Below are 26,324 nucleotides of genomic sequence, written 5' to 3'. Positions count from 1 at the left end.
GCCCTGTCAAGCAGACACGGGCCGCCTGGCGCGTCAGGTTTCCTTGATGGCCTTGATCTTGTTGCCCTCGCCCAGCAGTACGACCTTGGGCTTGTAGGCGGCGACTTCCTCTTCGTTCATCGGCGCGTAGGTGCAGATGATCAGCAGGTCGCCCACGTGGGCGCGGCGGGCAGCGGCACCGTTGAGCGAGATTTCGCCCGAACCGCGCTTGCCCTTGATGATGTAGGTCGAGAAGCGTTCGCCGTTGTTGACGTTGTACAGCTCGATCTTCTCGTATTCGCGCATGTCCGCGGCGTCGAGGAGATCCTCGTCGATGCCGCAGGAGCCTTCGTAGTCAAGATCGGCCTGGGTGACCGTCGCGCGGTGCAGCTTGGCGCGAAGCATGTTGCGTTGCATGAAGCTTTCCTTGAAACAAAAATGAAATCGCCACTGGCGACCAGGCCGGGTTTCTATCCCCGCCGGGCCGCCGTCTCCGTTCTTATTTGGCGGCGCTCGTGGCTGCGGGAGCGCGCACCACCTGGCCGGCCTGACTGAGCAGGCAGGCGGCCACGATGTCGTCTTCGCGGTTGATGTTCAGGCCACCATCCTTGTCGATGATCAGCTTGAGGAAATCGAGCACGTTGCGGGCGTAGAGGGCAGAGGCGTCAGCCGCCACCATTGACGCGAGGTTGGTGTAGCCCACCAGCGTGACGCCATGCTTGACGACGACGCGGTCGGCTTCGGTGAGCGGGCAGTTGCCGCCTTGCGCCGCCGCCAGATCGACGACGACCGAGCCCGGCTTCATCGCCTGCACGGTGGCTTCGGACAGCAGCGTCGGCGCGCGGCGGCCCGGGATCAGCGCGGTGGTGATGACGATGTCGGCCTGGCTTGCGCGCGTGTGTACGAGTTCAGCCTGGCGGCGCATCCAGTCGGGCGGCATCGGGCGGGCATAGCCGCCGACGCCCTGGGCGATTTCGCGCTCTTCGTCGGTCAGGAACGGCACGTCGAGAAACTTGGCGCCCAGCGATTCGATCTGCTCCTTCACGGCCGGGCGCACGTCAGAGGCTTCGATCACGGCGCCCAGGCGCTTGGCGGTGGCAATCGCCTGCAAGCCCGCCACACCGGCGCCCAAGATCAGCACGCGCGCGGCTTTTACCGTGCCGGCGGCCGTCATCAGCATCGGCATGAAGCGCTGATAATGGTTGGCTGCCACCATCACGGCCTTGTAGCCGGCGATGTTGGCCTGCGAAGAGAGCACGTCCATGCTCTGCGCGCGAGTGGTGCGCGGTGCCGCTTCCAGCGCGAACGCGGTGACGTTGGCGGCGGCAAGGCGGGCCGTATTTTCGTCATCAAACGGGTTGAGCATGCCGACAAGCACCGCGCCCGGCTGCATCTGCGCCAGTTCGGCCGCTTCCGGCGAGCGCACCTTCAGCACGATCTGCGCGCCGAGCGCTTCGGCCGCGGTGCCGATCTTGGCGCCGGCAGCCACGTAAGCGTCGTCGGGCTGGGCGGCGGCTACGCCGGCACCCGATTGGACCGTCACCTGATGGCCAAGCGCCACGTACTTTTTCACCGTTTCCGGGGTCGCGGCAACGCGCGTCTCGTCCGCCCGCGTCTCCTGCGGGATGCCGATGTGCATCGTGTTCTCTCCTCGCTGATTATGTTTAGGATGCGCGCGAAGTGAACGAAGGCGCGCTGGATCAGGATCGACGTGCAGCTTACCCGAACTTTTTGGCGCACGGACGCTCGTCGAGTGGCATGTCGAATATCCGAACCGACATGGAATGCGGGTCGATCCTGCGCAAACGTGTGCTCAATTGCTCACAATAAAGGGGCGGGGCGATATGCGTCTGCTCCAACGCCCTGGGCAAGCGTGGAAGGCGGCCTCCAGCTACAATAACGCCTTGTTTTTGTTGCCTTTTTGCCATGAACCAAGCTGTCCGCTGGAAACCCAGCGTTACCGTCGCCGCCGTCATTGAACAAGATGGGCGCTTTCTGCTGGTTGAGGAGCACACCGATGTCGGCTTGCGCCTGAACCAGCCTGCCGGCCATCTCGACCCGGACGAAAGCCTGGTCGACGCAGTCGCGCGTGAGGCAATGGAAGAAACCGCGTACAGCTTTGTGCCGACCGCCTTCCTGGGCTGCTACATGGCGCAGTTCCAACCGCCGCAGGGGGATCCGATCACCTATGTGCGGATGGCATTTACCGGCGAGCTTGGCCCCCAAGACCCGCGTCGCACGCTGGACGACGGCATCGTCCGCACTGTGTGGATGACGCCGGATGAAATCCGCGCCAGCCGCGAACGGCATCGCAGCCCGTTGCTGCTCGCCTGCGTCGAAGATTACCTGGCTGGCAAGCGCTATCCGCTCGACATCATCCATACGCACGCCAGCGTGTACGGGTTCGGAGCGCAGCCATGAGCAAGAAGCGCATCGTCGTCGGGATGTCCGGCGGGGTGGATTCGTCCGTCACCGCGTGGCTGCTTAAACAGCAGGGCTATGACGTCGTCGGCCTGTTCATGAAGAACTGGGAAGACGATGACGACAGCGAGTACTGCTCGACCCGGCAGGACTGGATCGACGTGGTATCGGTGGCGGACCTGATTGGCGTGGACGTGGAAGCCGTCAACTTTGCCGCCGAGTACAAGGACCGCGTCTTTGCGGACTTTCTGCGCGAATATTCGGCCGGTCGCACGCCCAATCCCGACGTGTTGTGCAACGCCGAGATCAAGTTCAAAGCCTTCCTCGATCACGCGATGGCCCTGGGTGCCGACACGATCGCGACCGGGCACTATGCCCGCGTGCGCGAGGTCGATGGCCGCTTCGAGCTGCTCAAGGCGTTCGATCACACGAAAGACCAAAGCTATTTCCTGCACCGGCTGAACCAGGCACAGCTCTCGCGCACGCTCTTCCCGCTGGGCGAGATGCCGAAGACGAAGGTGCGCGAGATCGCCGCCGAAATTGGGCTGCCGAACGCCAAGAAGAAGGATTCCACCGGCATCTGCTTCATTGGCGAGCGGCCGTTCCGCGATTTTCTCAACCGCTACCTGCCGACCAAGCCCGGCCCGATCAAAACGCCCGACGGCAAGACCATCGGCGAGCACATTGGCCTGGCGTTCTACACGCTGGGGCAGCGCAAGGGCATCGGCATTGGCGGCAGCCGCGACGGCAACGGCGATGCCTGGTACGTGGCCCGCAAGGACATGGCGGCCAACACGTTGTATGTGGTGCAGGGTCACGATCACCCGTGGCTGCTGGCGCACACCGTGCACGCTGATGATCTGAGCTGGGTGGCCGGTCAGGCACCCGCCGAAGGCACCCATCTTGGCGCCAAGACGCGTTACCGCCAGGCGGATGCGCCTTGCACGGTCGAGCGCGCCGCAGATGGCGCGCTCACGCTGACCTTCCCTGAGGCGCAGCGGGCTGTCACGCCAGGCCAATCCGCCGTGCTGTATGACGGTGAAATCTGCCTGGGTGGCGGCATTATTTCGTCCGCTGAACCCGCTGTCGTGGAAAAGGCGGTCGCCTGATCGGTTTTTGCAACACTGCGTTGTGTCGGCTGCGGCTGTTGCGGCACTCGTTTAAGCTTGCGCCCTGATTTGTCTCCACACAGGGTTGGTCATGCTGCCACGTCGCTACTGGGCCTTTGCGGGCGTTGTGCTGTTGTTTGCCGTCACCGCGGGGTTTGCGATAGCGGGGCGTCTGCATTGGGTGTGTGCGGTCATCCCGGGCATGTTCGTCATCCTCGGCGTGCACGACATCACGCAGACGCGCCATTCGGTGCTGCGCAACTACCCGCTCTGGGGCCATTTCCGCTTCCTGTTCGAATTCATTCGCCCGGAAATCCGCCAGTACTTCGTTGAAGACGACACCGACGAAAAGCCGTTCTCGCGCGCCCAGCGCAGCATCGTTTATCAGCGCGCCAAGGGAGAAGTCGATAGCCGCCCGTTCGGCACCGAAGTCGATGTGAAGGTGCCGGGGCACGAGTGGATCGGCCACTCGCTGGCGCCCACACGCATTGCCTCGTCGGACTTTCGCGTGATGGTGGGCGAGGGCCGCGCCAAGCCGTATTCCATGTCGGTGTTCAACATCTCGGCGATGAGCTTTGGGGCGCTGTCGGGCAATGCCATTCGCGCGCTCAACCGCGGTGCGAAGCTCGGCAACTTCATCCATGACACGGGTGAGGGTTCGATCTCGCCGTATCACCGCGAGGAAGGCGGCGACCTGATCTGGGAAGTGGCGTCTGGCTACTTCGGCTGCCGCGACGCGAACGGCCGCTTCGATCCGGACCGCTTTGCCGAGCAGGCGCGCAGCCCGCAGGTGAAAATGATTGAGGTGAAGCTGTCGCAGGGTGCCAAGCCGGGGCACGGTGGCGTCCTGCCTGCCGCCAAGGTGACGCCCGAGATTGCCGCCACGCGTGGCATTCAGATCGGCAAAGACTGTATTTCGCCGGCCGCGCACTCGGAGTTCAGCACGCCACTGGGGCTGCTGCAGTTCGTGGATCGGCTGCGCACGCTATCCGGCGGTAAGCCCACTGGTTTCAAGCTCTGCATCGGGCATCCGTGGGAGTTCTTCGGCATCGTCAAGGCGATGCTGGAGTCGGGCATCCTGCCGGACTTCATCGTCGTTGACGGCGCGGAGGGTGGCACGGGTGCGGCGCCGCTCGAATTTACGGACCACGTCGGCACGCCGCTCCAGGAAGGGCTGCTGCTGGTGCACAACACGCTGGTGGGCGCCAACCTGCGCGACAAGATCAAGATTGGCGCGTCAGGCAAGATCGTCACGGCGTTTGACGTGGCGCGCACGCTGGCAATGGGTGCCGACTGGTGCAACGCTGCGCGCGGCTTCATGTTTGCGCTGGGCTGCATCCAGGCGCAGAAGTGCCACACCGACCGCTGCCCGACCGGCGTAGCAACACAAGACCCATCTCGGCAGAAGGCGCTCGTCGTGCCCGACAAGGCGGAGCGCGTGCATCAATATCACGCGCACACCTTGCATGCGCTGCTGGAACTGACGCAGGCGGCTGGCTTGCAGCATCCGGCGGATTTTCGCGCGCACCACATCGTGCGGCGCGTGTCGGGCAACGAGGTGCAGTTGCTCTCCGCGCTGCTCAAGTACCTGGAACCCGGCGACCTGCTGGCCGGGCGGTACCGCTATCAACTCTATGAGCGCTACTGGCCGATGGCCCAGGCCGAACGGTTTGATCCGGTGGCCGTGTAACGCTCGTGAGTTTCAGTTGTTACTGCGGCTGGGTTTCCATGAAACTCGGCCGCTTCTCGATGCGCGTGTAGAACGAAGCGAGATTGGCGTGACGTTCGCGCCAATCGATCTGCGGCTGGCGGAAATCCAGGTAGGCAAGCGCGCAGCCGACGGCGATGTCGGCCAGCGTCAGGTGATTGCCGTTGCACCAAGTCTTGTCAGCCAGGCCTTGCGACATGGCTTGCAGCGCCTGATCGATCTTGTGGGTCTGGCGCGCGAGCCACGTTTCGCTGCGCTGTTCCGGCGTGCGCTGCGTATGTTCGATGCGCAGCATGAGCGCGGCGTCGAGCAGGCCGTCGGCCAGCGCCTCCCAGCAGCGCACTTCCACGCGTTCACGGCTCGAAGGCGGAATGAGGCGCGCCACCGGCGACAGCGTATCGGCGTATTCGGCAATCACGCGCGAGTCGAATAGGGCGCCGCCGTCGTCCATCACCAGGCAGGGCACCTTGCCCAGCGGGTTGAACTGGTGGATCTGCGTACCTGCGCTCCACACGTCTTCCAGCACGAACTGGTAGTCGATTTTCTTTTCAGCCAGGACGACGCGCACCTTGCGGGTGTACGGGCTGGCATGCGATCCGATCAGTTTCATAGGCGTGTCATGTTGGAGGCGGAAGTATAGCTGCGCACTTTCCCGAGTGCGCTGCGCGGCGCCCGAACCCAACTCAACCAAACGGAGGCTTGCTTTAGGCCGGATTGGCCATGAAAGACAGGTGCCGGGTGGTAAAATCGCGGGCTCGCTTGGGTGCGCGTATGCACCTTGGTTCAACGCGCAACGCCCCGTCCGGGTTGTCCGGATTGAGATTCCCTTCACATTTTTCCCCGCCTGCCATGTCGTCGCTTTCTGCCCTGACCGCTCTGTCTCCCATCGATGGCCGCTACGCTGCCAAGGCCGATCCGCTGCGCGAGTGGCTGTCGGAAGCCGCTTTCATGCGCAACCGCGTGAAGGTGGAGGTGCACTGGCTGATCGCCCTGTCGCAGGCCGGCCTGGCCGAGATTCCGCGTTTCTCGGCTGCTGCCGAAGGTGCATTGTTGGCGCTGGTCGAGAACTTTGCCGAGGCAGACGCCGCCCGGATCAAAGAGATTGAAGCCGTCACCAATCATGACGTGAAGGCCGTCGAATACTGGATGAAGGAGCGCGTGAAGGGCAACGCCGAGCTGGAAGCCGCCAGCGAGTTCATCCACTTCGCCTGCACGTCGGAAGATATCAACAACACCTCGCACGGGATGATGCTCAAGGGCGCGCGCGACACCGTGATCGTGCCGACGCTGCGCCGCGTGCAGGCTCGCCTGGTGGAACTTGCCCACGCCAACGCCGACGTGCCGATGCTGTCGCGCACGCACGGCCAGCCGGCAAGCCCGACCACGCTGGGCAAGGAAATGGCCAACGTGGCCGCCCGCCTGGACCGCGCCATCCGCCGCATCGAAGCCGTTGAACTGCTGGGCAAGATGAACGGTGCCGTGGGCAACTATAATGCGCACCTGTCGGCATATCCGTCGCTGGACTGGGAAGCCTTCTCGAAGGACGTGATCGAGACCCGCCTGGGCCTGACGTTCAACCCGTACACCATCCAGATCGAACCGCACGACTACATGGCCGAGCTGTTCGACGCCGTGGCACGCGCCAACACGATCATCCTGGATCTGGATCGCGACGTCTGGGGCTACATCTCGCAGGGCTACTTCAAGCAGAAGACCAAGGCCGGCGAGATTGGCTCGTCGACCATGCCGCACAAGGTCAACCCGATCGACTTCGAAAATTCGGAAGGCAACGTCGGCCTGGCCAACGCGGTGCTGCGTCATCTGTCGGAAAAGCTGCCCGTGTCGCGCTGGCAGCGCGACCTCACGGATTCGACCGTGCTGCGCAACATCGGCGTGGCGTTCGGCTACAGCCTGCTCGCGTACGACGCCTGCCTGCGCGGCCTGGGCAAGCTGGAAACCAACCCGGCACGCTTGGCCGAAGACCTCGACGCCTGCTGGGAAGTGCTGGCCGAGCCGGTGCAGACCGTGATGCGCCGCTACGGCATCGCCAATCCGTACGAGCAGCTCAAGGAACTGACGCGCGGCAAGGGCATCTCGCGCGACGCGCTGCGTGAATTCATCGGTACGCTCGCGATTCCCGAAGACGCCCGTAAGTTGCTGCTGGACATGACGCCCGGCAGCTACATCGGCAAGGCAGAAGAACTGGCACGCCGTATCGCCTGATTGTTTCAAAAATTTGGTGGTGCCGTGTGAAGAACGGCCCGCTCTCGAATTCGGGGGCGGGCCGTTTTGCTTTGTAGCTTCCGAAGAAGCTTTTGCCCGGCCGCTCCCATTGACATGCCTAGTCAATCAAAAAATTTGAATTTCTCGATGAACTTAAGGCGGCCTTGGCCGGTCGGATCGCGCAAATAATGCACAATCGTTTGGCGCCGTGGTCATACCCACAGGCGCCGCCTACTGAGCGCTCCAAAACACCGAGGGAACCGATGTCACAAGCCGCCCACTCGAATTTCGCCACGCGCGGCGCCGCTGACCATGGCGCCTATGCCAAGCCCGCGATTGCGATGCACTGGATCGTCGCTCTGCTGATCTTCACGGCCTTCGGGCTCGGTCTGTACATGACCGATATCCCGGGCTTTACGCCAACCAAGCTGAAGCTGTTCTCGTATCACAAGTGGATCGGCATCACGGTGCTGATCTTTGCGGTGCTCCGTGTGCTGTGGCGCCTGACGCACCCCGCCCCGGGGCCCGTGCCGGGCATGCCAAAGTGGCAGCACGCCGCCGCGGAAGCCGCGCACGTCGGGCTGTATCTGCTGATTCTTGCTGTGCCGTTGACGGGTTATCTGCTGAGCGTAGCAGCCGGCGTCAAGGTCGTCTATCTCGGCCTGTGGGAACTGCCGATGCCGTTCGACAAGAGCGATGCGCTGAAAGACATCTTCAGCATGGCGCACGAATGGCTGAACTGGACCATGGCGGCCATCGTCGTGCTGCACATCCTGGCTGCGCTCAAGCACCACGTCGTCGATCGTGACGGCACGCTGCGCCGCATGGCGCCTTTCCTCCGCTGATTTCCAAACACGCCGGTGCACGATGTGTGCCGGCGCTCTGCCTTTCCATCCTGACCAAGACTGCGGGCATGGCCCGGCCTGACTGAAGGAGTCTGATGATGAAACGTTTTGTGCGCCCCCGCGCCATTGCCCTGGTTGCTACCGGCGCGCTGTCGATCGCTGCCGTATCGGTATCGGCCAGCGCCCAGGTTGATGCCGCCAAGAGCAGCGTCACCGCCACCGGCAAGCAGCTTGGCGTGCCGATGGATATCAAATTCGGCAAGTTCGACGCCGCCGTCAATTACAACCCGGCCAATGTGGCTGCCTCGACGGCGAAGGTCGACATCGACGTGACGAGCGTTGACGTCGGCAGCAAGGAATACAACGACGAACTGAAGAAGAAGGATTGGTTCGACACTGCCAAGTATCCGAAGGCAACGTTCGTGTCGTCCGCATTCAAGCCCGGCGCGGGTGGCAAGGTGGATGTGGTCGGCAAGCTGACCATCAAGGGCGTCACGCAGGACGTGACGGCACCCGTGACGTTCAAGCAGGAAGGCGCCAATCAGATCTTCGAAGGCGCGCTGCCGGTCAAGCGCAACGTATTCAAGGTGGGTGACGGTGAGTGGAAGGACACGTCGGTTGTCTCGGACGACGTGACGATCAAGTTCCGCGTTGTCATCGCCAAGAAGTAACCAGAAGTCTCAATCTAACGATTTTCGGCCCCCGTGTGCCGCTTTTATTCCGCAGGAGTTCTCATGAAATTGCGTACCCTCGTTGCCGCACTGTCGGCCGTTGCTGCCACTGCCGCCTTTGCTGCACCGGCCACGTACCAGCTGGATCCGAGCCACACCTACCCGAGCTTCGAAGCTGACCACATGGGCGGTCTGTCGAAGTGGCGCGGCAAGTTCGAGAAGTCCAGCGGCACCGTGACGCTGGATCGCGCCGCCAAGACTGGCAGCATCGACGTGACCGTGCAAACCGACAGCATCGATTTCGGTCTCGCCAAGATGAACGAGCACGCCAAAAGCGCCGAGATTTTCGACGTGGCCAAGTACCCGACCGCCACGTTCAAGGGCAACTTCACGAAGTTCAAGGGCGACGTGCCGACCGAAGCCGACGGCCAGTTGACGCTGCACGGCGTGACCAAGCCGGCCAAGCTGGAAATCGACGCGTTCAAGTGCATGCAGCATCCGATGCTCAAGCGTGAAGTCTGCGGCGCCGATGCCGAGATGAAGTTCAAGCGCGACGACTTCGGCGTCGACTACGGCAAGGCTTACGGTTTCAACATGGAAACCAAGCTGAAGATCCAGGTGGAAGGCATCAAGCAAGACGCCAGCGTGGCGCAGCAATAAGCCTGGCAAACGCCACAGCCAAAAAAAGCCCCGCAGTTGCGGGGCTTTTTTGTTGCCCGAAGAATAAGTCCTCCGGGCAGGGCGGAGCGGTCTCTTCAGACCTGCGCGCCGAAGTTAGGATCGTCTTCTTTCGGGCCACCGGCCTTCTTCTCAGACTTGACCAAGTCTTCGCGCTTGACGCCCAGCCACATGCACAGCGCAGCAGCCACAAACACCGACGAGTAGATGCCGAACAGAATACCGATCGTCAGGGCCAGAGCGAAGTAGTGCAGCGTCGGGCCGCCGAATACCAGCATCGACACCACCATCATTTCGGTCGAACCGTGGGTGATGATCGTGCGCGAGATGGTGCTGGTAATCGCGTGATCGATCACCTCGTGCGTGTTCATCTTGCGGTACTTGCGGAACGCTTCGCGGATCCGGTCGAAAATCACCACGGATTCGTTGACCGAATAGCCGAGCACCGCCAGCACCCCCGCCAGCACCGACAGCGAAAATTCCCACTGGAAGAAGGCGAAGAAGCCCAGGATGATCACGACGTCGTGCAGGTTGGCGATCACACCCGCCACGGCAAACTTCCATTCGAAGCGGATCGACAGGTAGATCACGATGCCGATCACCACGAACAGCAGCGCCAGCAGGCCGTCGGTGGCGAGTTCCTTGCCGACCTGCGGGCCGACGAACTCAACGCGCTGCAGCTTGGCGTCAGGGTTGACGGCGTTCAGGGCCGTCATCACCTGCTGGCTTTGCACGGCCGAGGCGATAGGCTTGCCGTCCGGACCGTTCTTGAGCGGCAGGCGGATCATCACGTCGCGCGAGGTGCCGAAGTTCTGCACCTGCGCATCGGCATAGCCGAGCTTCTCAACGTCGCCGCGGATCTTCGGCAGATCGGCGGCCTGGGTGTAAGCGACTTCCATCACCGTACCGCCAGTGAACTCCACCGACAGGTGCAGGCCCTTGTGGAACAGGAAGAAGACAGCGGCGATAAACGTCAGGAACGACAGCGCGTTGAGAATCAACGCGTGCTTCATGAACGGAATGTCGCGGCGGATGCGGAAAAACTCCATGGTCTGCCCTTTGTGGCAACCGCCCCTGTTGTGCTGGGGCGGTGCCGGTTATGCGAGATTCGTTGTGGGTGGCGTGATTACTTGGCGGGCGATTGCGTGTTCGTATTGCCCGGTTTCCACACCTGCCCGATCGCGACGCTCTGCAGCTTCTTCTTGCGGCCGTACCAGAGATTCACGAGACCGCGGTTGAAGAACACCGCCGAGAACATGGACGTGCCGATCCCCAGGCAGTGCACGATGGCGAAGCCGCGTACCGGGCCCGAACCAAAGGCAATCAGGGCCAGACCGGCGATGAGCGTGGTCACGTTCGAATCGAGGATGGTTGCCCAGGCGCGGTCAAAACCGGCGGCGATGGCCATCTGAGCCGATGCGCCGCTGCGCAGCTCTTCACGCACGCGTTCGTTGATGAGCACGTTGGCGTCAATGGCCATACCGAGCGCCAGCGCGATTGCCGCGATACCCGGCAGCGTGAGCGTGGCCTGCAGCATGGAGAGCAGGGCGATCAGCAGGAACACGTTGACGCCCAGGGCTGCCACCGAGAACGCACCGAACAGCATGTAGTACAGCACCATGAACACCGAGATGGCGAGGAAGCCGTACAGCGCTGAATCGAAGCCCTTCTTGATGTTGTCGGCACCCAGCGACGGGCCGATGGTGCGCTCTTCGATGATCTCCATAGGTGCCGCCAGCGAGCCTGCGCGCAGCAGCAGCGCCAGATCGGAAGCCGCCTCGGTCGAGCCCATGCCAGTGATCTGGAAGCGCGAGCCCAGTTCTGACTGGATGGTCGCCACCGTCAGCACTTCGCCCTTGCCCTTTTCAAAGAGCACGATGCCCATGCGCTTGCCGATGTTGTCACGCGAGACATCGCGCAGCATGCGGCCGCCCTGGCCGTCGAGCGTGATGTCGACCGACGAGTTGTGGTTCTGGTCAAAGCCGGCCGAAGCACTGGTGATGCGGTCACCGGTGAAGATCACCTGCTTTTGCAGCAGCACCGGGGCACTGCGGCCTTGCGTGAACAGTTCGTCGCCCAGCGGCACCGGATCGCCGGCACGCGGCACGAGCGGCGCGCTTGGATCGGCCAGGCGCGCTTCCAGTGTGGCGGTGCGGCCAATGATGTCCTTGGCCTTGGCCGTGTCCTGCACGCCCGGCAGTTGCACGACGATGCGGTCCGGACCCTGCTGCTGGATCACCGGTTCAGCCACGCCCAGTTCATTCACCCGGTTATGCAGCGTGACGATGTTCTGCTTGACCGCGTTGTCCTGCACTTCCTTCATCGCAGCGGCGGTGAAGGTACCGGTGAGCGTGGCGCCGTCGGCGCTCTTGTCCACGGTGTAGGCCAGTTCGCGGGTCGAATCGGCCAGCAGCGCACGGGCGCGGTCGGCCTCGTCCGGGGTGCTGAACTTGATCGTGATCGTGTTGTTGTTGCGGTCGATGCCGCTGTGGCGGATGCCCTTGTCACGCAACTGCGTGCGGATGTCGCCGGCCAGCGAATCGAGCTTCTTCGTCACCGCGCCGTTCATGTCGACCTGCAGCAGGAAGTGCACGCCACCGCGCAAATCGAGGCCCAGGAACATCGGCTTGGCAAAGAATGGCGCGCCACTCAACCAGCGCGGCGAGCCCGGCAGCAGGTTCAGCGCCACGATGAAGGTCGGATCGGTTTGATCGGTATTCAGGCCGCGGGCCAGGACGTCCTTGGCCTTGAGTTGCGTGTCGGTGTCGGCAAAGCGGACGCGCACGCTGGCGGAAGTGCCGTTGTTGTCAAAGAACACGCCGTCAGGCTGAATGCTGGCCGCGGCCAGCAGGCTTTCGACCTGCTTTTGCACGTTCAGGTCGACCTTGACGGTGGCCTTGCCCGAAGACACCTGCACAGCAGGTGCCTCACCGAAGAAGTTCGGCAGCGTATAGAGGAACCCAATGGCAAGCGCCACCAGGATCACAATGTATTTCCAGAGCGGATAGCGATTCATCTTGGAATGCAGAGAGGCGACGCCGAGGGCGCGGGCGCGGGCGCGGATTCTTAGAATAGGCGCTGCCTGGGGTTCCGGCGCCAGCGCAATCGTGCGCGGCGCCGGGATGGGCCGATTTACAGTGCCTTGAGCGTGCCCTTGGGCAGCACGGTCGTCACGGCGCTCTTCTGAACGGTGATTTCGGTGTTGGCAGCGATTTCCACGGTGACATACTGCTCAGCCACCTTGCTAACCTTGCCCAGAATGCCACCGGCGGTGACGACTTCGTCGCCCTTGGCCAAGGCTTCGAGCATCGCCTTGGTTTCTTTCTGGCGCTTCATTTGCGGGCGGATCATGATGAACCACAGCACCACGAACATCAGGATGATGGGCAGGAAGCTCATCAGGCCACCCGCGGCACCACCAACAGCCGGTGCAGTTTGCGCGTAAGCGTCGGAAATCAGGAACACGTCAGAACTCCGTAATGGTTCGTCAATCGGTCAAAAATCGGACCCGACATTCTACCATTGCGGTGCCGCGGAAAATGGGCGCGCCTGGCGCCCTGTTGAGCCGGGTTACAGCGCCCCGCGCGCGCGGTCTGCAGCAAAGCGCGCCTGGAATGCAGCAAAGCCGTGCGACTCGATGGCGGTGCGCATCTCGGCCATCAATTCCAGGTAGTAATACAGGTTGTGGATGGTGTTCAGGCGGGCCCCAAGGATTTCGCCGACGCGCTGCAGGTGGTGCAGATAAGCGCGCGAGAAATTGCTGCAGGTGTAGCAGCCGCAGGTCTCGTCCAGCGGACGCGGATCGTTGCGGTGTACCGCGTTCTTGATCTTGATGTCGCCAAAGCGGGTGAAGAGCCAGCCGTTGCGCGCGTTGCGGGTCGGCATCACGCAGTCGAACATGTCGATGCCGCTGGCAACGCCCGCCACCAGATCTTCCGGTGTGCCGACGCCCATCAGGTAATGCGGCTTGTTGGCAGGCAGACGCGGCGCCACATGCTGCAGCACGCGCATCATGTCTTCCTTGGGCTCCCCGACCGACAGGCCGCCGATGGCGTAGCCGCCGAAACCTTCGCCGCCTGCATCGGCGTCAATCGCTTGCAAACCGGCGAGCGATTCATCACGCAGGTTCTCGAACATGCCGCCCTGGACAATGGCGAACAGCGCGTTCGGATTCTTCTCGCGCTCGAATTCGTTGCGCGAGCGTTGGGCCCAGCGCAGGCTCATACGCATCGAAGCGGCGGCTTCGGCCTCGGTTGCGGGGCGATCGCCAATCTTGTACGGCGTGCATTCGTCGAACTGCATGACGATGTCCGAGTTCAGCCGGCGCTGGATCTGCATCGAGATCTCGGGCGACAGGAACAGCTTGTCGCCATTGATGGGCGATGCAAATGTCACACCTTCTTCGGTGATCTTGCGTAGATCGCCCAGCGAAAACACCTGAAAACCGCCGGAATCGGTCAGGATGGGCTTGTCCCAGCCATTGAAGCCGTGCAGGCCCTTGTGCGCGTCCATCACCTCCAGCCCCGGGCGCAGCCACAGGTGGAACGTGTTGCCCAGGATGATCTGCGCGCCGATGTCCTTCAGCTCCGCCGGCGACATCGCCTTGACCGCGCCATAGGTGCCCACCGGCATGAAGATGGGCGTTTCGACCACGCCGTGGTTCAGGGTCATGCGGCCGCGTCGGGCGAGGCCATCGGTGGTGAGCAGTTCGTACTTGAGCATGGTCAGAGCGATTGGGGTTCGCCGGGTTCGGAGGGAGCGCGCGTCAGCAGCATGGCGTCGCCGTAACTGAAGAAGCGGTAGCGCTGGGCGATGGCGTGCTGGTAGGCGCCTCGGATGGCGCTCATGCCGGCAAATGCCGATACCAGCATTAGCAACGTCGATTTAGGCAGGTGGAAGTTGGTCACCAGCAGGTCGACAGCGCGGAACCGGTAGCCGGGGGTGATGAAAATGTCGGTCTCGCCGCTGCAGGCATTGAGCGTGCCGTCTGGCTGCGCGGCCGATTCAAGCGCGCGCATCGAGGTGGTGCCCACCGCGATCACGCGGCCGCCGGCCGCCCGTGTGGCGCGGATCGCTTCGGCCAGTTCGGGCGTGATTTCGTACCACTCGCTGTGCATGCGGTGCTCGGCGATGTTTTCCACGCGCACCGGCTGGAACGTGCCCGCACCCACGTGCAGCGTGAGAAAGCCGCGCTGGATGCCCATGGCGTCCAGCTTGGCGAACAGCGCATCGTCGAAATGCAGGCCCGCCGTGGGGGCCGCGACGGCGCCCGGGTTGCGTGCATACACGGTCTGGTAGCGCGTCTCGTCAAAGCTGTCGGGGTCGTGCTCGATGTAGGGCGGCAGCGGCAGGCGGCCGTATTGCTCGATCAGATCCAGCGCCGGCTGCGGGAAACGCAACGTAAAGAACGGCTCGGCGCGGGGGCCGACCGTCACGTCAAAGGCGTCGGCCAGGCGAAGTGTGGTGCCCTCGACGGGCGACTTGCTGGAGCGGATTTGCGCCAACACGGTGTGCTCGTCCAGCAGGCGCTCGACGAGCACCTCCACCTTGCCGCCACTGGCCTTGTGGCCGAAAAAGCGTGCCTTGATGACCCGCGTGTCGTTGAAGACGAGCAGGTCGCCGGGGCGCAGGTAGTCGACCAGATCGGCAAACTGGCGGTCTTCAAAATGTACGGCATCTTCCGCACGGCACACGGCCAGCAGGCGGCTCGCGGTGCGGTCGGGCAGGGCGGTTTGTGCGATCAGCTCGGGCGGCAGATCGAAGTCGAAATCGGACAGCGTCAGCATGAAAAGTGGCGCAGACGTGGATTGCGCCAAGTGATGGTGGCGGGCGCCGGTACAATCGGGCGACTCGCAAAGTTCGCCATTGTAAACGCCCTGTGCCGCCTCGCGCCCGTTCCGCCACTGATGCTGCTCCTATGCCCGACGCTGATACTGCGCCGGCGCCGAAGCCAAAACGCGCAGCCCCGGCAGACAAGCCAGCCAAGGCAGCAGCCAAGACCGCCCGCCCGGCGGACAAACTGGCCAAGCTCGGCCTGCACCGCGACGTCGATCTCGTCTTGCATCTGCCGATGCGCTACGAGGACGAAACCACGCTCCTGACCATTGCCGAAGCCACGGCGCGGGCTAATACCGGCTGGGCCGCGCAGGTGGAGGGCACGGTCACGCGCAACGAAGTGGCATTCCGGCCGCGCCGGCAACTCGTCGTGCATATCGCCGATGACTCGGGCGAGCTGGTTCTGCGTTTTCTCAATTTCTACGGCAGCCAAGTCAAGCAGATGGCCGAAGGCGTGCGCCTGCGTGTGCGCGGCGAAGTGCGCGGTGGCTTCTTCGGGGCCGAGATGGTGCACCCGACCGTGCGCGCCGTGGCGGAGGATGAACCGCTGCCCGACCGCCTGACACCGGTGTATCCGAGCACGGCCGGTGTGGCGCAGGCCTATCTGCGCAAGGCGATCCTGAACGCGCTCACACGCACGCCGCTGCCGGAAACGTTGCCGCACAGCCTCATCACCGGGCCGCTCGCGCCGCTCAAGCTGATGACGCCGGCCGACGCCGTGCGCCTGCTGCATCAACCGACGCCCGATGTCGACGAGCACAGCCTCGTCGAGCGCACGCACCCGGCATGGCTGCGCATCAAGTTTGATGAACTGCTGTCGCAGCAGCTGTCGCTCAAGCGTGCGCAGGCCGCGCGCCGCATGCGTAATGCGCCCATCCTGCGCGACAGCGGCAAGGATGGGCTGCTCGCGCGCTTCATGAATGCGCTGCCGTTCAAGCTGACCGGCGCGCAGGCTCGCGTATGGGAAGAGATCCGCGCCGACCTTGCGCACCCGTACCCGATGCAGCGATTGCTGCAGGGCGACGTGGGCAGCGGCAAGACCGTCATTGCCGCGCTGGCAGCATGCCAGGCCATCGATGCCGGCTGGCAGGCTGCACTGATGGCGCCAACCGAACTGCTGGCCGAGCAGCATTACCGCAAGCTTTCTGCCTGGCTGGAGCCGCTGGGCGTGGACATCGTCTGGCTGGCGGGCAGCCTCAAGCGCAAGCAGAAGGACGAGGCGGCCGCGCGCGTGGCGGCCGGCACGGCGCAACTCGTAATCGGCACGCACGCGCTGATCCAGGATGCGGTCACGTTCGCGCGGCTCGGCCTGGCCGTGGTGGATGAGCAGCATCGCTTTGGTGTGGCACAGCGGCTTGCCCTGCGCGGCAAGGCGAGCAATGGCGATGCTCCCGCTGCCGCCAACGCCCAAGTGCCGCACCAACTGATGATGTCCGCCACGCCGATCCCGCGCACGCTGGCGATGACGTATTACGCCGATCTCGACGTCTCTGCCATCGACGAATTGCCGCCCGGCCGCACGCCCATCGTCACTCGCCTGGTGAACGATGCGCGCCGCGACGAAGTCATCGAACGCATCTACGCTGCCGCACGCGAAGGTCGGCAGGTCTATTGGGTTTGCCCGCTGATCGAAGAGAGCGAAGCGCTGCAGCTGCAGACCGCCGTCGAAACCTTCGAGACGCTTTCCCAGAGCCTGGAAGGTTTGAAGGTGGGCCTCGTGCACGGACGTCTGCCATCCGCCGAGAAGGCCGCCGTGATGAGCGCCTTCGCCGGCGGCGAGCTGCACGTGCTGGTGGCCACCACCGTCATTGAAGTCGGTGTGGATGTGCCCAATGCCTCGTTGATGGTGATCGAGCACGCCGAGCGCTTTGGCCTTGCGCAGCTGCATCAACTACGCGGGCGGGTGGGCCGCGGAACGGCGGAATCGGTATGCGTGCTGCTGTATCAGGCGCCTCTGTCGCCGACGGCCAAGCAGCGTCTGCAGACCATGCGCGAAACCACCGATGGTTTCGAAATCGCCCGGCGCGATCTGGAGATCCGTGGCCCCGGCGAATTTCTCGGCGCGCGGCAGTCGGGCGAAGCGATGCTGCGCTTTGCCGATCTGAACCACGATGCTTGGCTCGTCGAATTTGCCCAAGGAGCGGCGGACGACATGCTCGCCCGCTTTCCTGAAGCCGTCGATACGCATCTCAAGCGCTGGCTGGGCGAGCGCGAGCACTACCTGCGCGTCTAAGGCCGGCGGCGCACGGTTTTTTAGTGCGCCAACTGCGCCTGCTTGCGCAAGCGCTTGGCCGTGTACATCGCACGATCGGCCTGATCGAGCAGGGCGGTGATCTCCGTCAACTGAACGTTTTCTTCGTTGGATATCAGTTCTTAGGTTTAGCCGACGGTCGGTTCCAGCCGTATCAGCGTGATCTCCGACGGCGCGCCGAACCGCTTGGGCGGGCCCCAATATCCCGTGCCACGGCTGGTGTAGATCCACAGGCGCCCCAGCTTGTGCAAGCCAGCCGTAAAAGGCTGCTGCAGTGGAACAAATAGGCTCCACGGCCAGAACTGGCCGCCATGGGTGTGCCCGGACAGTTGCAGGTCGAAGCCGGCCTCCGCTGCGGCCGGGGCGCTGCGCGGTTGATGCGCGAGGAGAATGGTGGGCGTCACGCCGGGCGGCGACCCAGCCAGCGCCCGGGTTGGATCGCTCGCGTGTGTAGCGTCGAACTTGCCCGCACTGAAATCGGTCACGCCCGCGATCACCAGCGGCGCGCCGTTATGTTCAAGCACCGCATGCTCGTTCATCAACACGCGCATGCCGAGCCGCTCGAACTCCGACACCCAGGGGCCGACCCCTGAGTAGTACTCGTGATTGCCCGTCACCGCAAAAACGCCGTGCCGAGCCGACATGCCGGCCAGCGGTGCGATATGCGGACGCAGCACGTCAACCTCGCCGTCCACCAGATCGCCCGTCACGGCGACGACGTCCGGTTGCAGCGCATTGAGCCGCTCGACCACGCCCGTCACATACGCACGCTTGATGGTGGGCCCGACGTGCAGATCAGTGATTTGCGCAATGGTGAAGCCGTGCAGCGCGGCAGGCAGATCCGCAATGGGCACCGTCACCCGGGCGACGCGGGGGATGCGGCGCGCGTTGACATAGCCGATCAAGGTCACCAGCAAGGTGAGGGCGACGACGAGCAGGGCCGAGTCGTGGCGATAGGCCTGCGGCAGCACGATGAGCGCCACGTCGCGCAGCAGCGTCAACACCAGCAGAGACGAGAACAGGCCCATCAGCAACGCGCCAAACCAGGTCACGCGATCCGCCAGCGAGATGGGGCGGATCACGAAGCGCGCAGCCATCCCAGTGGGAATCATCACCGTCGATACGAGCAGGAAGATGACGCCTGCAGCCCAGCCTGCGCCGTTCCAGCCCAGATCCGGCAGTAGCCGCCATCCGATGTAGAGATGCAGCGCTGCCATGAGCGCCACTGTCGTTGCCAGAAAGCGGCGTCTGCCGCGGGGCAGGGATCGGCTGCCGTTAGGTTCGTCACTCATGTTGGGGCGGCTCCTTTTTTGTCTCGGTGGGGCGTATCCCCGGAAGATGGGGTGGATGGCAGCGTTGTCAATGCCGGGGCCGTCGTTCGAACACCAAGCAATATTGCACGTCCCTTGGTAAAATCTATCGACATCCCCAAGCCGATTGATCGTCATGACGCTCACTGAACTCAAATACATCGTCGCCGTAGCGCGGGAACGCCACTTTGGGCGTGCCGCCGAGGCCTGCTTCGTCTCGCAACCGACGCTGTCGGTCGCCATCAAGAAGCTGGAAGACGAACTGGCCGTGCAGATTTTCGAGCGCGGCGCATCGGAAGTGAGCGTCACGCCCGTGGGCGAGCAGATCGTCACACAGGCGCAGCGCGTGCTTGAACAGACGATGGCGATCCGCGAGATCGCCAAGCAGGGGATGGACCCGCTGGCCGGGCCGCTGCGCCTGGGGGTGATCTACACGATCGGGCCGTATCTGCTTCCCGCGCTCGTCAAGCAGATGATCGACACCGTCCCGCAGATGCCGCTGATGCTGCAGGAGAACTTCACCGTGCGACTTGTGGAGCTGCTCAAGCAGGGCGAGATCGACTGCGCCATCATGGCCGAGCCGTTTCCCGAAGCCGGCCTGATGACGGCGCCGCTGTACGACGAACCCTTTGTCGTGGCGGTGCCGCGCGGTCACGAGTTGGCCAAGGCGTCGTCGGTGGACCCGGAAGCGCTCAAGCAGCAGACCATGCTGCTGCTCGGCAACGGGCATTGCTTCCGCGACCATGTGCTCGGGGTGTGCCCGGAGCTGTCGCGCTTCTCGCAGAACGCGGACGGTATTCAGAAGACGTTCGAAGGTTCGTCCCTGGAAACGATCCGCCATATGGTCGCCAGCGGCGTGGGCATTACGGTGCTGCCGCGCACGTCGGTGCCGAGCATGCAGCCTGCCGCCACCGATCTGCTGAGTTACGTGCCGTTCCAGGAGCCTGTGCCTGACCGCCGCGTTGTTCTGGCCTGGCGCAAGAGTTTCACCCGCATTGCCGCGATCGAAGCGGTGGCCAAGGCGGTCGCGCAATGCGAACTGCCCGGCATCAAGTTGTTGCCGCCCACCCCGCTGATTCACTGATCCTCTTAGATATCCGTTGGCCGTCATCCCATGGCGGCCATAGCGCACGCCTAACTGATAGATAAAAACAATCAAATATAAGTATCGATAGTGCAATGGTAGACTGTTTTCCATGGTGAGCGCATCGCTCACTGCCCAATCACCGTGGAGCCCGTCATGTCCCTGCCGCTTGCCTCGAACACCGTCGCGACCGTGCTGGAATGGCTCGCTGCCTATGGTGAATCGCACTGACCTGATGAATGCATGAAGCTGCCCGCGCTTGTCGTGCGGGCATCAGGAACGCGTGTGGTTGCAAGGAGAAAAAGCATGGCAATGGTGCGGATGTTTGTTTCGGAATGGCAGGGGTTTGCGGGCACCGTGCGCGCGTCGCAGGCAGAGGTGCCGATGCTGTTCGGCATGCCCGGTAGTGCGGCCGGGGGCCTCGGCACGCGCGCTGCAGAATCCGCCCGCCTTCAACGCAAGTGGGTGCGCAAGCAGATCGGTCTAACCATCGTGACTGCCGGCGCTATGATCGTGCTCCTGCACGGTATGGTGCAGCTCATGGTCTGATGACCGGCCTGATGCTCGGTTGCCATCCGCTGTGCGTTTCGTCATAGGACGATGCGACGATCGGAACTTGCTGCGCGAGCGGCAACCGAAAGAAGGCTCGAAGCACGCGTGGCCCGACGCTGAATCAAGGCAAGGGCATCGCGTTTTTGCACACCACTTCATAGGGGAATCCAGATGGCAAAGAAGAACAACGGCGCGACTGCCGCAGCCCAGATCAACATCGGCATCGCTGACAAGGATCGCAAGAAGATCGCAGAAGGCCTGTCGCGCCTGCTGGCCGATACCTACTCGCTGTATCTGAAGACGCATTACTTCCACTGGAACGTCACCGGCCCGATGTTCAACACGCTGCATCTGATGTTCGAGACGCAGTACAACGAACTGTGGAATGCCGTCGACCCGGTGGCTGAGCGTATTCGCGCCTTGGGCTATCCCGCGCCGGGCTCGTATTCGGAGTTCGCCAAGCTGTCGTCGATTCCGGAATCGAAGGGCATTCCCGAGGCGATGGACATGGTGCGCGAGCTGGTAGCCGGCCACGAAGCCGTGACGCGCACCGCTCGCAGCCTGTTTCCGGATGTCGACAAGGCCGCCGACGAACCGACCGCCGACTTGCTGACGCAACGCATGGACATCCACGAGAAGACCGCGTGGATGCTGCGCTCGCTACTGGCTTAAGGCTGGCTTGACGGCCGTTCGCCACGTTTGCGACAGGCGTTTCGACAGCAGCGAATTGCGTCCCTCCCGCGAGCCCGTTGTGTTGCGGGTGGGACAGCATCAACCCCATGACCTAAACGAGAGAATCATGACGACTGAAGCCAAATGCCCGTTTTCCGGCCATGCTCCCGCTGCTTCGCACGCCTTCGGTGGCGGTACGGCCAATAAGGACTGGTGGCCCAATCAACTGCGCGTTGATCTGCTGAACCAGCATTCCGAGAAGTCGGATCCGCTCGGGCCGAAGTTCGACTACCGCAAGTCATTCAATGCGATCGACTACGACGCCCTCAAGGCCGATTTGCGCCGCCTGATGACGGATTCGCAAGACTGGTGGCCGGCAGACTTCGGACACTATGGCCCGCAGTTCATCCGCATGGCATGGCACGCCGCCGGCACGTACCGCACGGGTGATGGTCGTGGCGGCGCAGGGCGCGGCCAGCAACGATTCGCACCGCTCAACTCTTGGCCCGACAACGTCAACATCGACAAGTCGCGCCGCTTGCTGTGGCCGATCAAGCAGAAGTACGGCCAGGCAATCTCGTGGGCCGACCTGCTGATCCTGACCGGCAACGTGGCACTCGAAACCATGGGCTTCCGCACCTTCGGCTTTGCCGCGGGCCGTGAAGACACCTGGGAACCGGACAACGATGTGTACTGGGGCAGCGAGACCACCTGGCTCGCGCCCACCAACAACCCCAATAGCCGCTACTCGGGCGACCGCAATCTTGCGAACCCGCTGGCCGCCGTGCAAATGGGCCTGATCTATGTGAACCCGGAAGGCCCGGACGGCAACGGCGATCCACTGGCTGCTGCACGCGACATCCGCGACACCTTCGCCCGCATGGCGATGGATGACGAAGAAACCGTCGCGCTGATTGCCGGTGGCCACACCTTTGGCAAGACGCACGGCGCGGGCGCGGCGAGCCACGTTGGCGCCGATGTCGAAGCGGCTCCGCTGGAAGCGCAAGGCCTGGGCTGGGCGAGCACGTTCGGCACCGGCAAGGGCGCCGACGCCATCACCAGCGGGCTGGAAGTCACCTGGACGCAGACCCCTGCGCAATGGAGCAATTTCTTCTTCGAGAACCTGTTCAAGTACGAATGGGTGCAGGAGAAGAGCCCGGCCGGCGCGCTGCAGTGGGTGGCCAAGGACGCCGAGGCGATCATTCCGGGCCCGACGCCCGATTCGCCCAAGCGCCGCCCGACGATGCTGACGACCGACCTGTCGCTGCGTTTCGATCCGGCGTACGAAAAGATCTCGCGTCGCTTCCTCAACAACCCGCAGGCGTTTGCCGAAGCCTTTGCCCGCGCCTGGTTCAAGCTCACGCACCGTGATCTCGGTCCGAAGTCGCGCTACCTCGGCCCCGAAGTGCCGCGCGAAGACCTGATCTGGCAAGACCCGCTTCCGGCTGCCACGCACAAGCCGACCGATGCCGATATCGCCGACCTCAAAGCGAAGATTGCTGCTTCCGGTCTGTCGGCCTCCGAACTGGTTGCGGTGGCCTGGGCGTCTGCCTCGACCTTCCGCGGTTCGGACAAGCGCGGCGGTGCCAACGGTGCGCGCATTCGCCTGGCACCGCAGAAGGATTGGGCGGTCAACCAGCCGGTGGCCGGCACGCTGGCCAAGTTGGAGGAGATTCAGCGCGCCTCCGGCAAGGCTTCGCTGGCTGATGTGATCGTGCTCGCGGGCAGCGTCGGTATTGAAATGGCTGCCAAGGCGGCTGGCACGACGATCACCGTGCCGTTCACGCCGGGCCGCGTCGATGCGACGGCCGAGCAGACCGACGCCGCCTCGTTCGCGCCGCTCGAACCGGTGGCCGACGGCTTCCGCAACTACCAGAAAGCCGACTACGCGATGCCGGCCGAGGTGCTGCTGCTCGACAAGGCCCAGTTGCTGACGCTGACCGCACCTGAGCTGACCGTGCTGATCGGTGGCCTGCGCGCCATCAACATCAATGCGGATGGCAGCCAGCACGGCGTATTTACCGCCACACCAGGCGCGCTGACCAACGATTTCTTCGTCAACCTGCTCGACATGGGTACCGAATGGAAGGCCGCAGGTGATATCTACGAGGGCGTTGACCGCAAGACGGGTCAGCTCAAGTGGACCGGCACACGCGTCGATCTGGTGTTCGGCTCGAATTCCATCCTGCGTGCGCTGGCCGAGGTGTTTGGCAGCGCCGACGGTAAGGAGCGCTTCATCAGCGAGTTCGTTGCCGCTTGGGTCAAGGTGATGAATCTCGACCGGTTCGATTTGGCCGCCGCCTAAGCTGCTTTCGGCGGGACTAAAATGGCGCCTTGCCTCGTGCAGGCGCCATTTTTCTTTGGTGATTTCCATGCAATCGTCCGCCGCCCAACCCAGCCGCTTCGTGCTCTATGCGCGCCTGATGCGCATGGACAAACCGATCGGCACGCTGCTGCTGCTGTGGCCGACGCTGTGGGCGCTATGGATGGCCGCTGATGGCCATCCGCCGGTGTCGCTGGTGGTGATTTTCACGGTCGGCACATTCCTGATGCGCTCGGCTGGCTGCGCCGTCAACGACTGGGCGGATCGCGACTTTGACAAACACGTCAAACGCACCAAGGAGCGGCCGCTCACCGCTGGCCTGATCGCCCCGTGGGAAGCGCTGGCGGTTGCGGCGGTGCTGTCGCTCATCGCCTTCATGCTGATCCTGCCGCTCAATGCGCTGACCAAATGGATGTCGGTGGCGGCCATCATGATTGCCGGCACGTATCCGTTCTTCAAGCGGTTCTTCGCGATTCCGCAGGCGTACCTGGGTATTGCGTTCGGGTTTGGGATCCCGATGGCGTACGCAGCGGTGCAGGATCAGGTGCCTGCGCTGGCGTGGTTGATGCTTGCCGGCAATGTGTTCTGGGCCGTTGCCTACGACACCGCATACGCGATGGTCGATCGCGATGACGATCTGCTCATCGGCATCAAAACGTCGGCCATTACGTTCGGACGCTACGACGTGGCGGCGATCATGCTGTGCTACGTCGGTTTCTTCGGGATCATGGCCTGGGCCGGCCACGTGATGGCGCTAGGCCTGGCGTATTGGATCGGGTTTGCTGCTGCGGTGGCGTTGTCGCTTTGGTATTACCCGATGCTGCAAACGCGGGATCGGATGAAGTGCTTTTTTGTTTTCCGGCATAACAATTGGCTGGGGGCTTGTTTGTTTGCTGGTGTGGCGGGGGCGTATTTGCTGCGCTAGGGCGTTGCTGGTCCATCCCGCGATTCATACTCAGCCGGGGATGGACCGACAGGTTCAATCCCGCCCAAACTCCTCCCCCATCTCCTTACCGCGTGCCGCCGCAGCATGCATCGCACGCACAAAGGCAGCCTTAATATCAGCCCCCTCCATTGAAGTGAGCGCCGCATAGGTCGTCCCACCTTTGGATGTCACGCGCTCGCGCAGCACCTCAACCGGCTCAGGCGATTGGCCTGCCAGCGTGGCCGCGCCAACAAATGTTTCGACCGCCAGCGTGCGGCCATCCTCCGCGGACAGCCCCAACTCCTGCGCCGCCTGCTGCATCGCTTCGATGAAATAGAACACGTACGCCGGGCCGCTGCCCGAGATGGCAGTCACCGCGTCAATCTGCGCTTCGGCTGGCACCCAAACGCTCTTGCCGACAGCATTGGCGATGGCGCTGGCGGTCGCGCGATCGGCGTCGGACAAGCCAGCGTTGGCGGCCAGGCCCGTCATACCCAGGCCAGAAAGCGCCGGCGTATTCGGCATGGCCCGCACGATACGCGCATGGCCATTCAGCCAGCGCGACAGATCCTGAATCCGGATGCCCGCCGCCACCGACAGCACCAGGCTGTCACCCAGATGCGGGGCGAGTTGCGCGCAGACCTCACGCATCTGCTGCGGCTTGACTGCCAGGACGATCACGTCGCGGTCGGCCAGTTCTGCGCCGGGGGCGGCAGCGGTGCGGGCGCCCCAGGTTTGTTCGGCGCGGCTGCGGGCAGGCTCGGTTGGATCCACCACCACGATGTTGGCGCCGTGCGCGCCCTTGGCAATCAGGCCGCCGATGAGGGCCGCCGCCATGTTGCCGCCGCCGATGAAGCCGAGTTTCAGAGTGTCGAGCATGAGAGTGGTGGTGTGAAAGAAAACAGGAATTCAGGCGTTTGCATACTGCCGCGCCCCGAAGATGGCGCTGCCGACGCGCACAATGGTGGCGCCTTCGGCAATCGCGTCTTCCAGGTCGGCGGACATGCCCATCGATAAGGTATCGAGCGGGATGCCGGCCTCGCGCAGCCGACCTGCCAGGGCGCGCAGATCGGCGAACGGCTTGCGCTGCGCGGCAGGGTCTTCGCTCGGCTCAGGCACGGCCATCAGGCCGCGCAATTGCAGGCGGGGCAGCGCCGAGACGGCTTGTGCCACGGCAAGCACTTCATCGAAATCTGGCATCAGACCATGTTTGCTGGCCTGGCGGCTGATGTTGATCTCAAGACAGATCTGCAGCGGCGGCAAGGTGTCGGGGCGCTGGGCCGAGAGGCGCTCGGCAATCTTGAGGCGGTCGACGCTGTGTACCCAGTCAAACTGTTCGGCCACGGCGCGCGTCTTGTTGCTCTGCAGGGGGCCGATGAAGTGCCAGTGGATCGGGTCGGGGCCCGTGCGCAGGTCGGCCAGCGCGTCGATCTTGGCGATGCCTTCCTGCACGTAGTTTTCGCCGAAGAGGCGTTGCCCTGCAGCATGTGCGGCGCGTACGGCATCGGCGTCGAACGTCTTCGAAACGGCCAGCAATGTGACACCCGCAGCATCGCGCGAAGCCAGTGTGCAGGCCGTTGTGATCCGTTGACGCACGGCTTGCAAGTTGGCGGCGATTACAGACATAATCCGGCGACGTTTGTTACAAATAAACAAGGTTCCGGCACGTCAAATCAACGGCTCGGAGCGCGTCTGGAGGCGCCATTGCGACGCCCGGGCGACATAAAAAAGTCGGGGG

Annotated in this window: 24 protein-coding genes; 13 read left to right on the top strand and 11 right to left on the bottom strand. The window is 63.4% G+C overall.

The window, feature by feature from the left end; all coding sequences use genetic code 11:
• Positions 1-33 precede the first annotated feature (33 nt).
• Together panD and NKG59_RS16960 are read right to left on the bottom strand one after the other, a co-directional pair.
• Positions 34-396 carry an aspartate 1-decarboxylase gene (gene panD / locus NKG59_RS16965; RefSeq protein WP_024979074.1) on the bottom strand — a complete coding sequence of 121 codons (363 nt, stop codon included), beginning with the start codon at positions 394-396 and terminating at the stop codon, positions 34-36.
• Between the two features lie 82 nt (positions 397-478).
• A complete protein-coding gene (locus NKG59_RS16960) occupies positions 479-1,618 on the bottom strand; it encodes a Re/Si-specific NAD(P)(+) transhydrogenase subunit alpha (RefSeq protein WP_024979073.1) in 1,140 nt (379 codons plus the stop codon).
• A 287-nt stretch (positions 1,619-1,905) separates the two neighbouring features.
• On the opposite strand from NKG59_RS16960, the gene NKG59_RS16955 reads away from it, so the two are divergent.
• The 3 genes from NKG59_RS16955 (at position 1,906) to NKG59_RS16945 (ending at position 5,199) form a co-directional block, all read left to right on the top strand.
• Entirely contained in the window at positions 1,906-2,400 is a 495-nt protein-coding gene (locus NKG59_RS16955; protein WP_253539010.1) for an NUDIX hydrolase, read from the top strand.
• Entirely contained in the window at positions 2,397-3,509 is a 1,113-nt protein-coding gene (gene mnmA, locus NKG59_RS16950) for a tRNA 2-thiouridine(34) synthase MnmA (RefSeq protein WP_253539007.1), read from the top strand. Before NKG59_RS16955 ends, mnmA begins: the two co-directional genes overlap by 4 nt.
• 91 nt (positions 3,510-3,600) lie before the next feature.
• Positions 3,601-5,199, top strand: coding sequence for an FMN-binding glutamate synthase family protein (locus NKG59_RS16945; RefSeq protein WP_253539004.1), 1,599 nt, complete (start codon positions 3,601-3,603; stop codon positions 5,197-5,199).
• A gap of 19 nt (positions 5,200-5,218) precedes the next feature.
• Here NKG59_RS16945 and NKG59_RS16940 read toward each other — a convergent pair whose 3' ends face one another.
• Positions 5,219-5,827: a glutathione S-transferase gene (locus NKG59_RS16940; protein ID WP_253539001.1), complete on the bottom strand. Its 609-nt coding sequence runs from the start codon at positions 5,825-5,827 to the stop codon at positions 5,219-5,221.
• Between the two features lie 239 nt (positions 5,828-6,066).
• Here NKG59_RS16940 and purB point away from each other — a divergent pair, with 239 nt between their 5' ends.
• The 4 genes from purB (at position 6,067) to NKG59_RS16920 (ending at position 9,616) form a co-directional block, all read left to right on the top strand.
• Complete coding sequence (purB, locus tag NKG59_RS16935; protein ID WP_253538999.1) at positions 6,067-7,440, top strand: adenylosuccinate lyase; 1,374 nt, start codon at positions 6,067-6,069, stop codon at positions 7,438-7,440.
• Positions 7,441-7,703: 263 nt separating this feature from the next.
• The gene (locus NKG59_RS16930) at positions 7,704-8,285 is read left to right on the top strand and encodes a cytochrome b (protein WP_253538997.1); all 582 of its coding nucleotides are present in this window, start codon (positions 7,704-7,706) and stop codon (positions 8,283-8,285) included.
• A 98-nt stretch (positions 8,286-8,383) separates the two neighbouring features.
• A complete protein-coding gene (locus tag NKG59_RS16925; RefSeq protein ID WP_253539129.1) occupies positions 8,384-8,956 on the top strand; it encodes a YceI family protein in 573 nt (190 codons plus the stop codon).
• Positions 8,957-9,019: 63 nt separating this feature from the next.
• Complete coding sequence (locus NKG59_RS16920) at positions 9,020-9,616, top strand: YceI family protein (RefSeq protein WP_253538994.1); 597 nt, start codon at positions 9,020-9,022, stop codon at positions 9,614-9,616.
• 95 nt (positions 9,617-9,711) lie between these two features.
• Here NKG59_RS16920 and secF read toward each other — a convergent pair whose 3' ends face one another.
• The 5 genes from secF to queA form a co-directional block, all read right to left on the bottom strand.
• Positions 9,712-10,683: a protein translocase subunit SecF gene (secF, locus tag NKG59_RS16915; protein WP_045202609.1), complete on the bottom strand. Its 972-nt coding sequence runs from the start codon at positions 10,681-10,683 to the stop codon at positions 9,712-9,714.
• A 77-nt stretch (positions 10,684-10,760) separates the two neighbouring features.
• Positions 10,761-12,650 carry a protein translocase subunit SecD gene (secD, locus tag NKG59_RS16910; protein WP_253538991.1) on the bottom strand — a complete coding sequence of 630 codons (1,890 nt, stop codon included), beginning with the start codon at positions 12,648-12,650 and terminating at the stop codon, positions 10,761-10,763.
• 116 nt (positions 12,651-12,766) lie between these two features.
• Positions 12,767-13,099, bottom strand: a complete 333-nt coding sequence (gene yajC / locus NKG59_RS16905; protein ID WP_024979062.1) for a preprotein translocase subunit YajC — start codon at positions 13,097-13,099, stop codon at positions 12,767-12,769.
• 105 nt (positions 13,100-13,204) lie between these two features.
• On the bottom strand, positions 13,205-14,356 hold the full coding sequence (gene tgt / locus NKG59_RS16900) for a tRNA guanosine(34) transglycosylase Tgt (RefSeq protein ID WP_024979061.1): 1,152 nt from the start codon (positions 14,354-14,356) through the stop codon (positions 13,205-13,207).
• Between the two features lie 2 nt (positions 14,357-14,358).
• Entirely contained in the window at positions 14,359-15,420 is a 1,062-nt protein-coding gene (gene queA, locus NKG59_RS16895) for a tRNA preQ1(34) S-adenosylmethionine ribosyltransferase-isomerase QueA (RefSeq protein WP_253538988.1), read from the bottom strand.
• Positions 15,421-15,551: 131 nt separating this feature from the next.
• Between queA and recG the strand changes: the two genes are divergently transcribed.
• Positions 15,552-17,702 (top strand): ATP-dependent DNA helicase RecG, encoded by a 2,151-nt coding sequence (gene recG, locus NKG59_RS16890; RefSeq protein ID WP_253538985.1) that lies wholly within the window; start codon positions 15,552-15,554, stop codon positions 17,700-17,702.
• A gap of 146 nt (positions 17,703-17,848) precedes the next feature.
• Here recG and NKG59_RS16885 read toward each other — a convergent pair whose 3' ends face one another.
• Entirely contained in the window at positions 17,849-19,012 is a 1,164-nt protein-coding gene (locus NKG59_RS16885) for a metallophosphoesterase (RefSeq protein ID WP_045202613.1), read from the bottom strand.
• A 154-nt stretch (positions 19,013-19,166) separates the two neighbouring features.
• Here NKG59_RS16885 and NKG59_RS16880 point away from each other — a divergent pair, with 154 nt between their 5' ends.
• The 5 genes from NKG59_RS16880 (at position 19,167) to ubiA (ending at position 24,586) form a co-directional block, all read left to right on the top strand.
• Positions 19,167-20,114, top strand: a complete 948-nt coding sequence (locus NKG59_RS16880; protein ID WP_253538981.1) for a LysR substrate-binding domain-containing protein — start codon at positions 19,167-19,169, stop codon at positions 20,112-20,114.
• A 306-nt stretch (positions 20,115-20,420) separates the two neighbouring features.
• Positions 20,421-20,663: a hypothetical protein gene (locus NKG59_RS16875; protein ID WP_315862601.1), complete on the top strand. Its 243-nt coding sequence runs from the start codon at positions 20,421-20,423 to the stop codon at positions 20,661-20,663.
• A gap of 174 nt (positions 20,664-20,837) precedes the next feature.
• Entirely contained in the window at positions 20,838-21,338 is a 501-nt protein-coding gene (locus NKG59_RS16870) for a Dps family protein (protein WP_045202616.1), read from the top strand.
• Positions 21,339-21,465: 127 nt separating this feature from the next.
• Positions 21,466-23,643: a catalase/peroxidase HPI gene (katG, locus tag NKG59_RS16865; protein ID WP_253538975.1), complete on the top strand. Its 2,178-nt coding sequence runs from the start codon at positions 21,466-21,468 to the stop codon at positions 23,641-23,643.
• Positions 23,644-23,710: 67 nt separating this feature from the next.
• On the top strand, positions 23,711-24,586 hold the full coding sequence (gene ubiA / locus NKG59_RS16860) for a 4-hydroxybenzoate octaprenyltransferase (RefSeq protein WP_253538972.1): 876 nt from the start codon (positions 23,711-23,713) through the stop codon (positions 24,584-24,586).
• Between the two features lie 54 nt (positions 24,587-24,640).
• Here the strand turns inward: ubiA and proC are convergent, their stop codons facing one another.
• Together proC and NKG59_RS16850 are read right to left on the bottom strand one after the other, a co-directional pair.
• Positions 24,641-25,465 carry a pyrroline-5-carboxylate reductase gene (proC, locus tag NKG59_RS16855; protein ID WP_253538969.1) on the bottom strand — a complete coding sequence of 275 codons (825 nt, stop codon included), beginning with the start codon at positions 25,463-25,465 and terminating at the stop codon, positions 24,641-24,643.
• A 30-nt stretch (positions 25,466-25,495) separates the two neighbouring features.
• Positions 25,496-26,212: a YggS family pyridoxal phosphate-dependent enzyme gene (locus NKG59_RS16850; RefSeq protein WP_045202620.1), complete on the bottom strand. Its 717-nt coding sequence runs from the start codon at positions 26,210-26,212 to the stop codon at positions 25,496-25,498.
• Positions 26,213-26,324: the final 112 nt, after the last annotated feature.

The organism is Ralstonia chuxiongensis (assembly GCF_024158925.1).
Lineage (GTDB): Bacteria > Pseudomonadota > Gammaproteobacteria > Burkholderiales > Burkholderiaceae > Ralstonia > Ralstonia chuxiongensis.
Note: the sequence above shows the minus strand (reverse complement) of the source record. Positions and strands in the feature narration are given on the sequence as shown.

Bases quoted from the DNA above. Each gene is read 5' to 3' on its own strand.
- queA (WP_253538988.1), bottom strand. From the start codon at position 15,420: ATGCTGACGCTGTCCGATTTCGACTTCGATCTGCCGCCCGAGCTGATC.
- purB (WP_253538999.1), top strand. From the start codon at position 6,067: ATGTCGTCGCTTTCTGCCCTGACCGCTCTGTCTCCCATCGATGGCCGC.
- NKG59_RS16870 (WP_045202616.1), top strand. From the start codon at position 20,838: ATGGCAAAGAAGAACAACGGCGCGACTGCCGCAGCCCAGATCAACATC.
- NKG59_RS16920 (WP_253538994.1), top strand. From the start codon at position 9,020: ATGAAATTGCGTACCCTCGTTGCCGCACTGTCGGCCGTTGCTGCCACT.
- NKG59_RS16960 (WP_024979073.1), bottom strand. From the start codon at position 1,618: ATGCACATCGGCATCCCGCAGGAGACGCGGGCGGACGAGACGCGCGTT.
- katG (WP_253538975.1), top strand. From the start codon at position 21,466: ATGACGACTGAAGCCAAATGCCCGTTTTCCGGCCATGCTCCCGCTGCT.
- ubiA (WP_253538972.1), top strand. From the start codon at position 23,711: ATGCAATCGTCCGCCGCCCAACCCAGCCGCTTCGTGCTCTATGCGCGC.
- secF (WP_045202609.1), bottom strand. From the start codon at position 10,683: ATGGAGTTTTTCCGCATCCGCCGCGACATTCCGTTCATGAAGCACGCG.
- secD (WP_253538991.1), bottom strand. From the start codon at position 12,650: ATGAATCGCTATCCGCTCTGGAAATACATTGTGATCCTGGTGGCGCTT.
- tgt (WP_024979061.1), bottom strand. From the start codon at position 14,356: ATGCTCAAGTACGAACTGCTCACCACCGATGGCCTCGCCCGACGCGGC.
- NKG59_RS16880 (WP_253538981.1), top strand. From the start codon at position 19,167: ATGACGCTCACTGAACTCAAATACATCGTCGCCGTAGCGCGGGAACGC.
- NKG59_RS16875 (WP_315862601.1), top strand. From the start codon at position 20,421: ATGGCAATGGTGCGGATGTTTGTTTCGGAATGGCAGGGGTTTGCGGGC.
- NKG59_RS16930 (WP_253538997.1), top strand. From the start codon at position 7,704: ATGTCACAAGCCGCCCACTCGAATTTCGCCACGCGCGGCGCCGCTGAC.
- recG (WP_253538985.1), top strand. From the start codon at position 15,552: ATGCCCGACGCTGATACTGCGCCGGCGCCGAAGCCAAAACGCGCAGCC.
- NKG59_RS16955 (WP_253539010.1), top strand. From the start codon at position 1,906: ATGAACCAAGCTGTCCGCTGGAAACCCAGCGTTACCGTCGCCGCCGTC.
- NKG59_RS16940 (WP_253539001.1), bottom strand. From the start codon at position 5,827: ATGAAACTGATCGGATCGCATGCCAGCCCGTACACCCGCAAGGTGCGC.
- NKG59_RS16945 (WP_253539004.1), top strand. From the start codon at position 3,601: ATGCTGCCACGTCGCTACTGGGCCTTTGCGGGCGTTGTGCTGTTGTTT.
- mnmA (WP_253539007.1), top strand. From the start codon at position 2,397: ATGAGCAAGAAGCGCATCGTCGTCGGGATGTCCGGCGGGGTGGATTCG.
- NKG59_RS16885 (WP_045202613.1), bottom strand. From the start codon at position 19,012: ATGAGTGACGAACCTAACGGCAGCCGATCCCTGCCCCGCGGCAGACGC.
- NKG59_RS16925 (WP_253539129.1), top strand. From the start codon at position 8,384: ATGAAACGTTTTGTGCGCCCCCGCGCCATTGCCCTGGTTGCTACCGGC.
- proC (WP_253538969.1), bottom strand. From the start codon at position 25,465: ATGCTCGACACTCTGAAACTCGGCTTCATCGGCGGCGGCAACATGGCG.
- NKG59_RS16850 (WP_045202620.1), bottom strand. From the start codon at position 26,212: ATGTCTGTAATCGCCGCCAACTTGCAAGCCGTGCGTCAACGGATCACA.
- panD (WP_024979074.1), bottom strand. From the start codon at position 396: ATGCAACGCAACATGCTTCGCGCCAAGCTGCACCGCGCGACGGTCACC.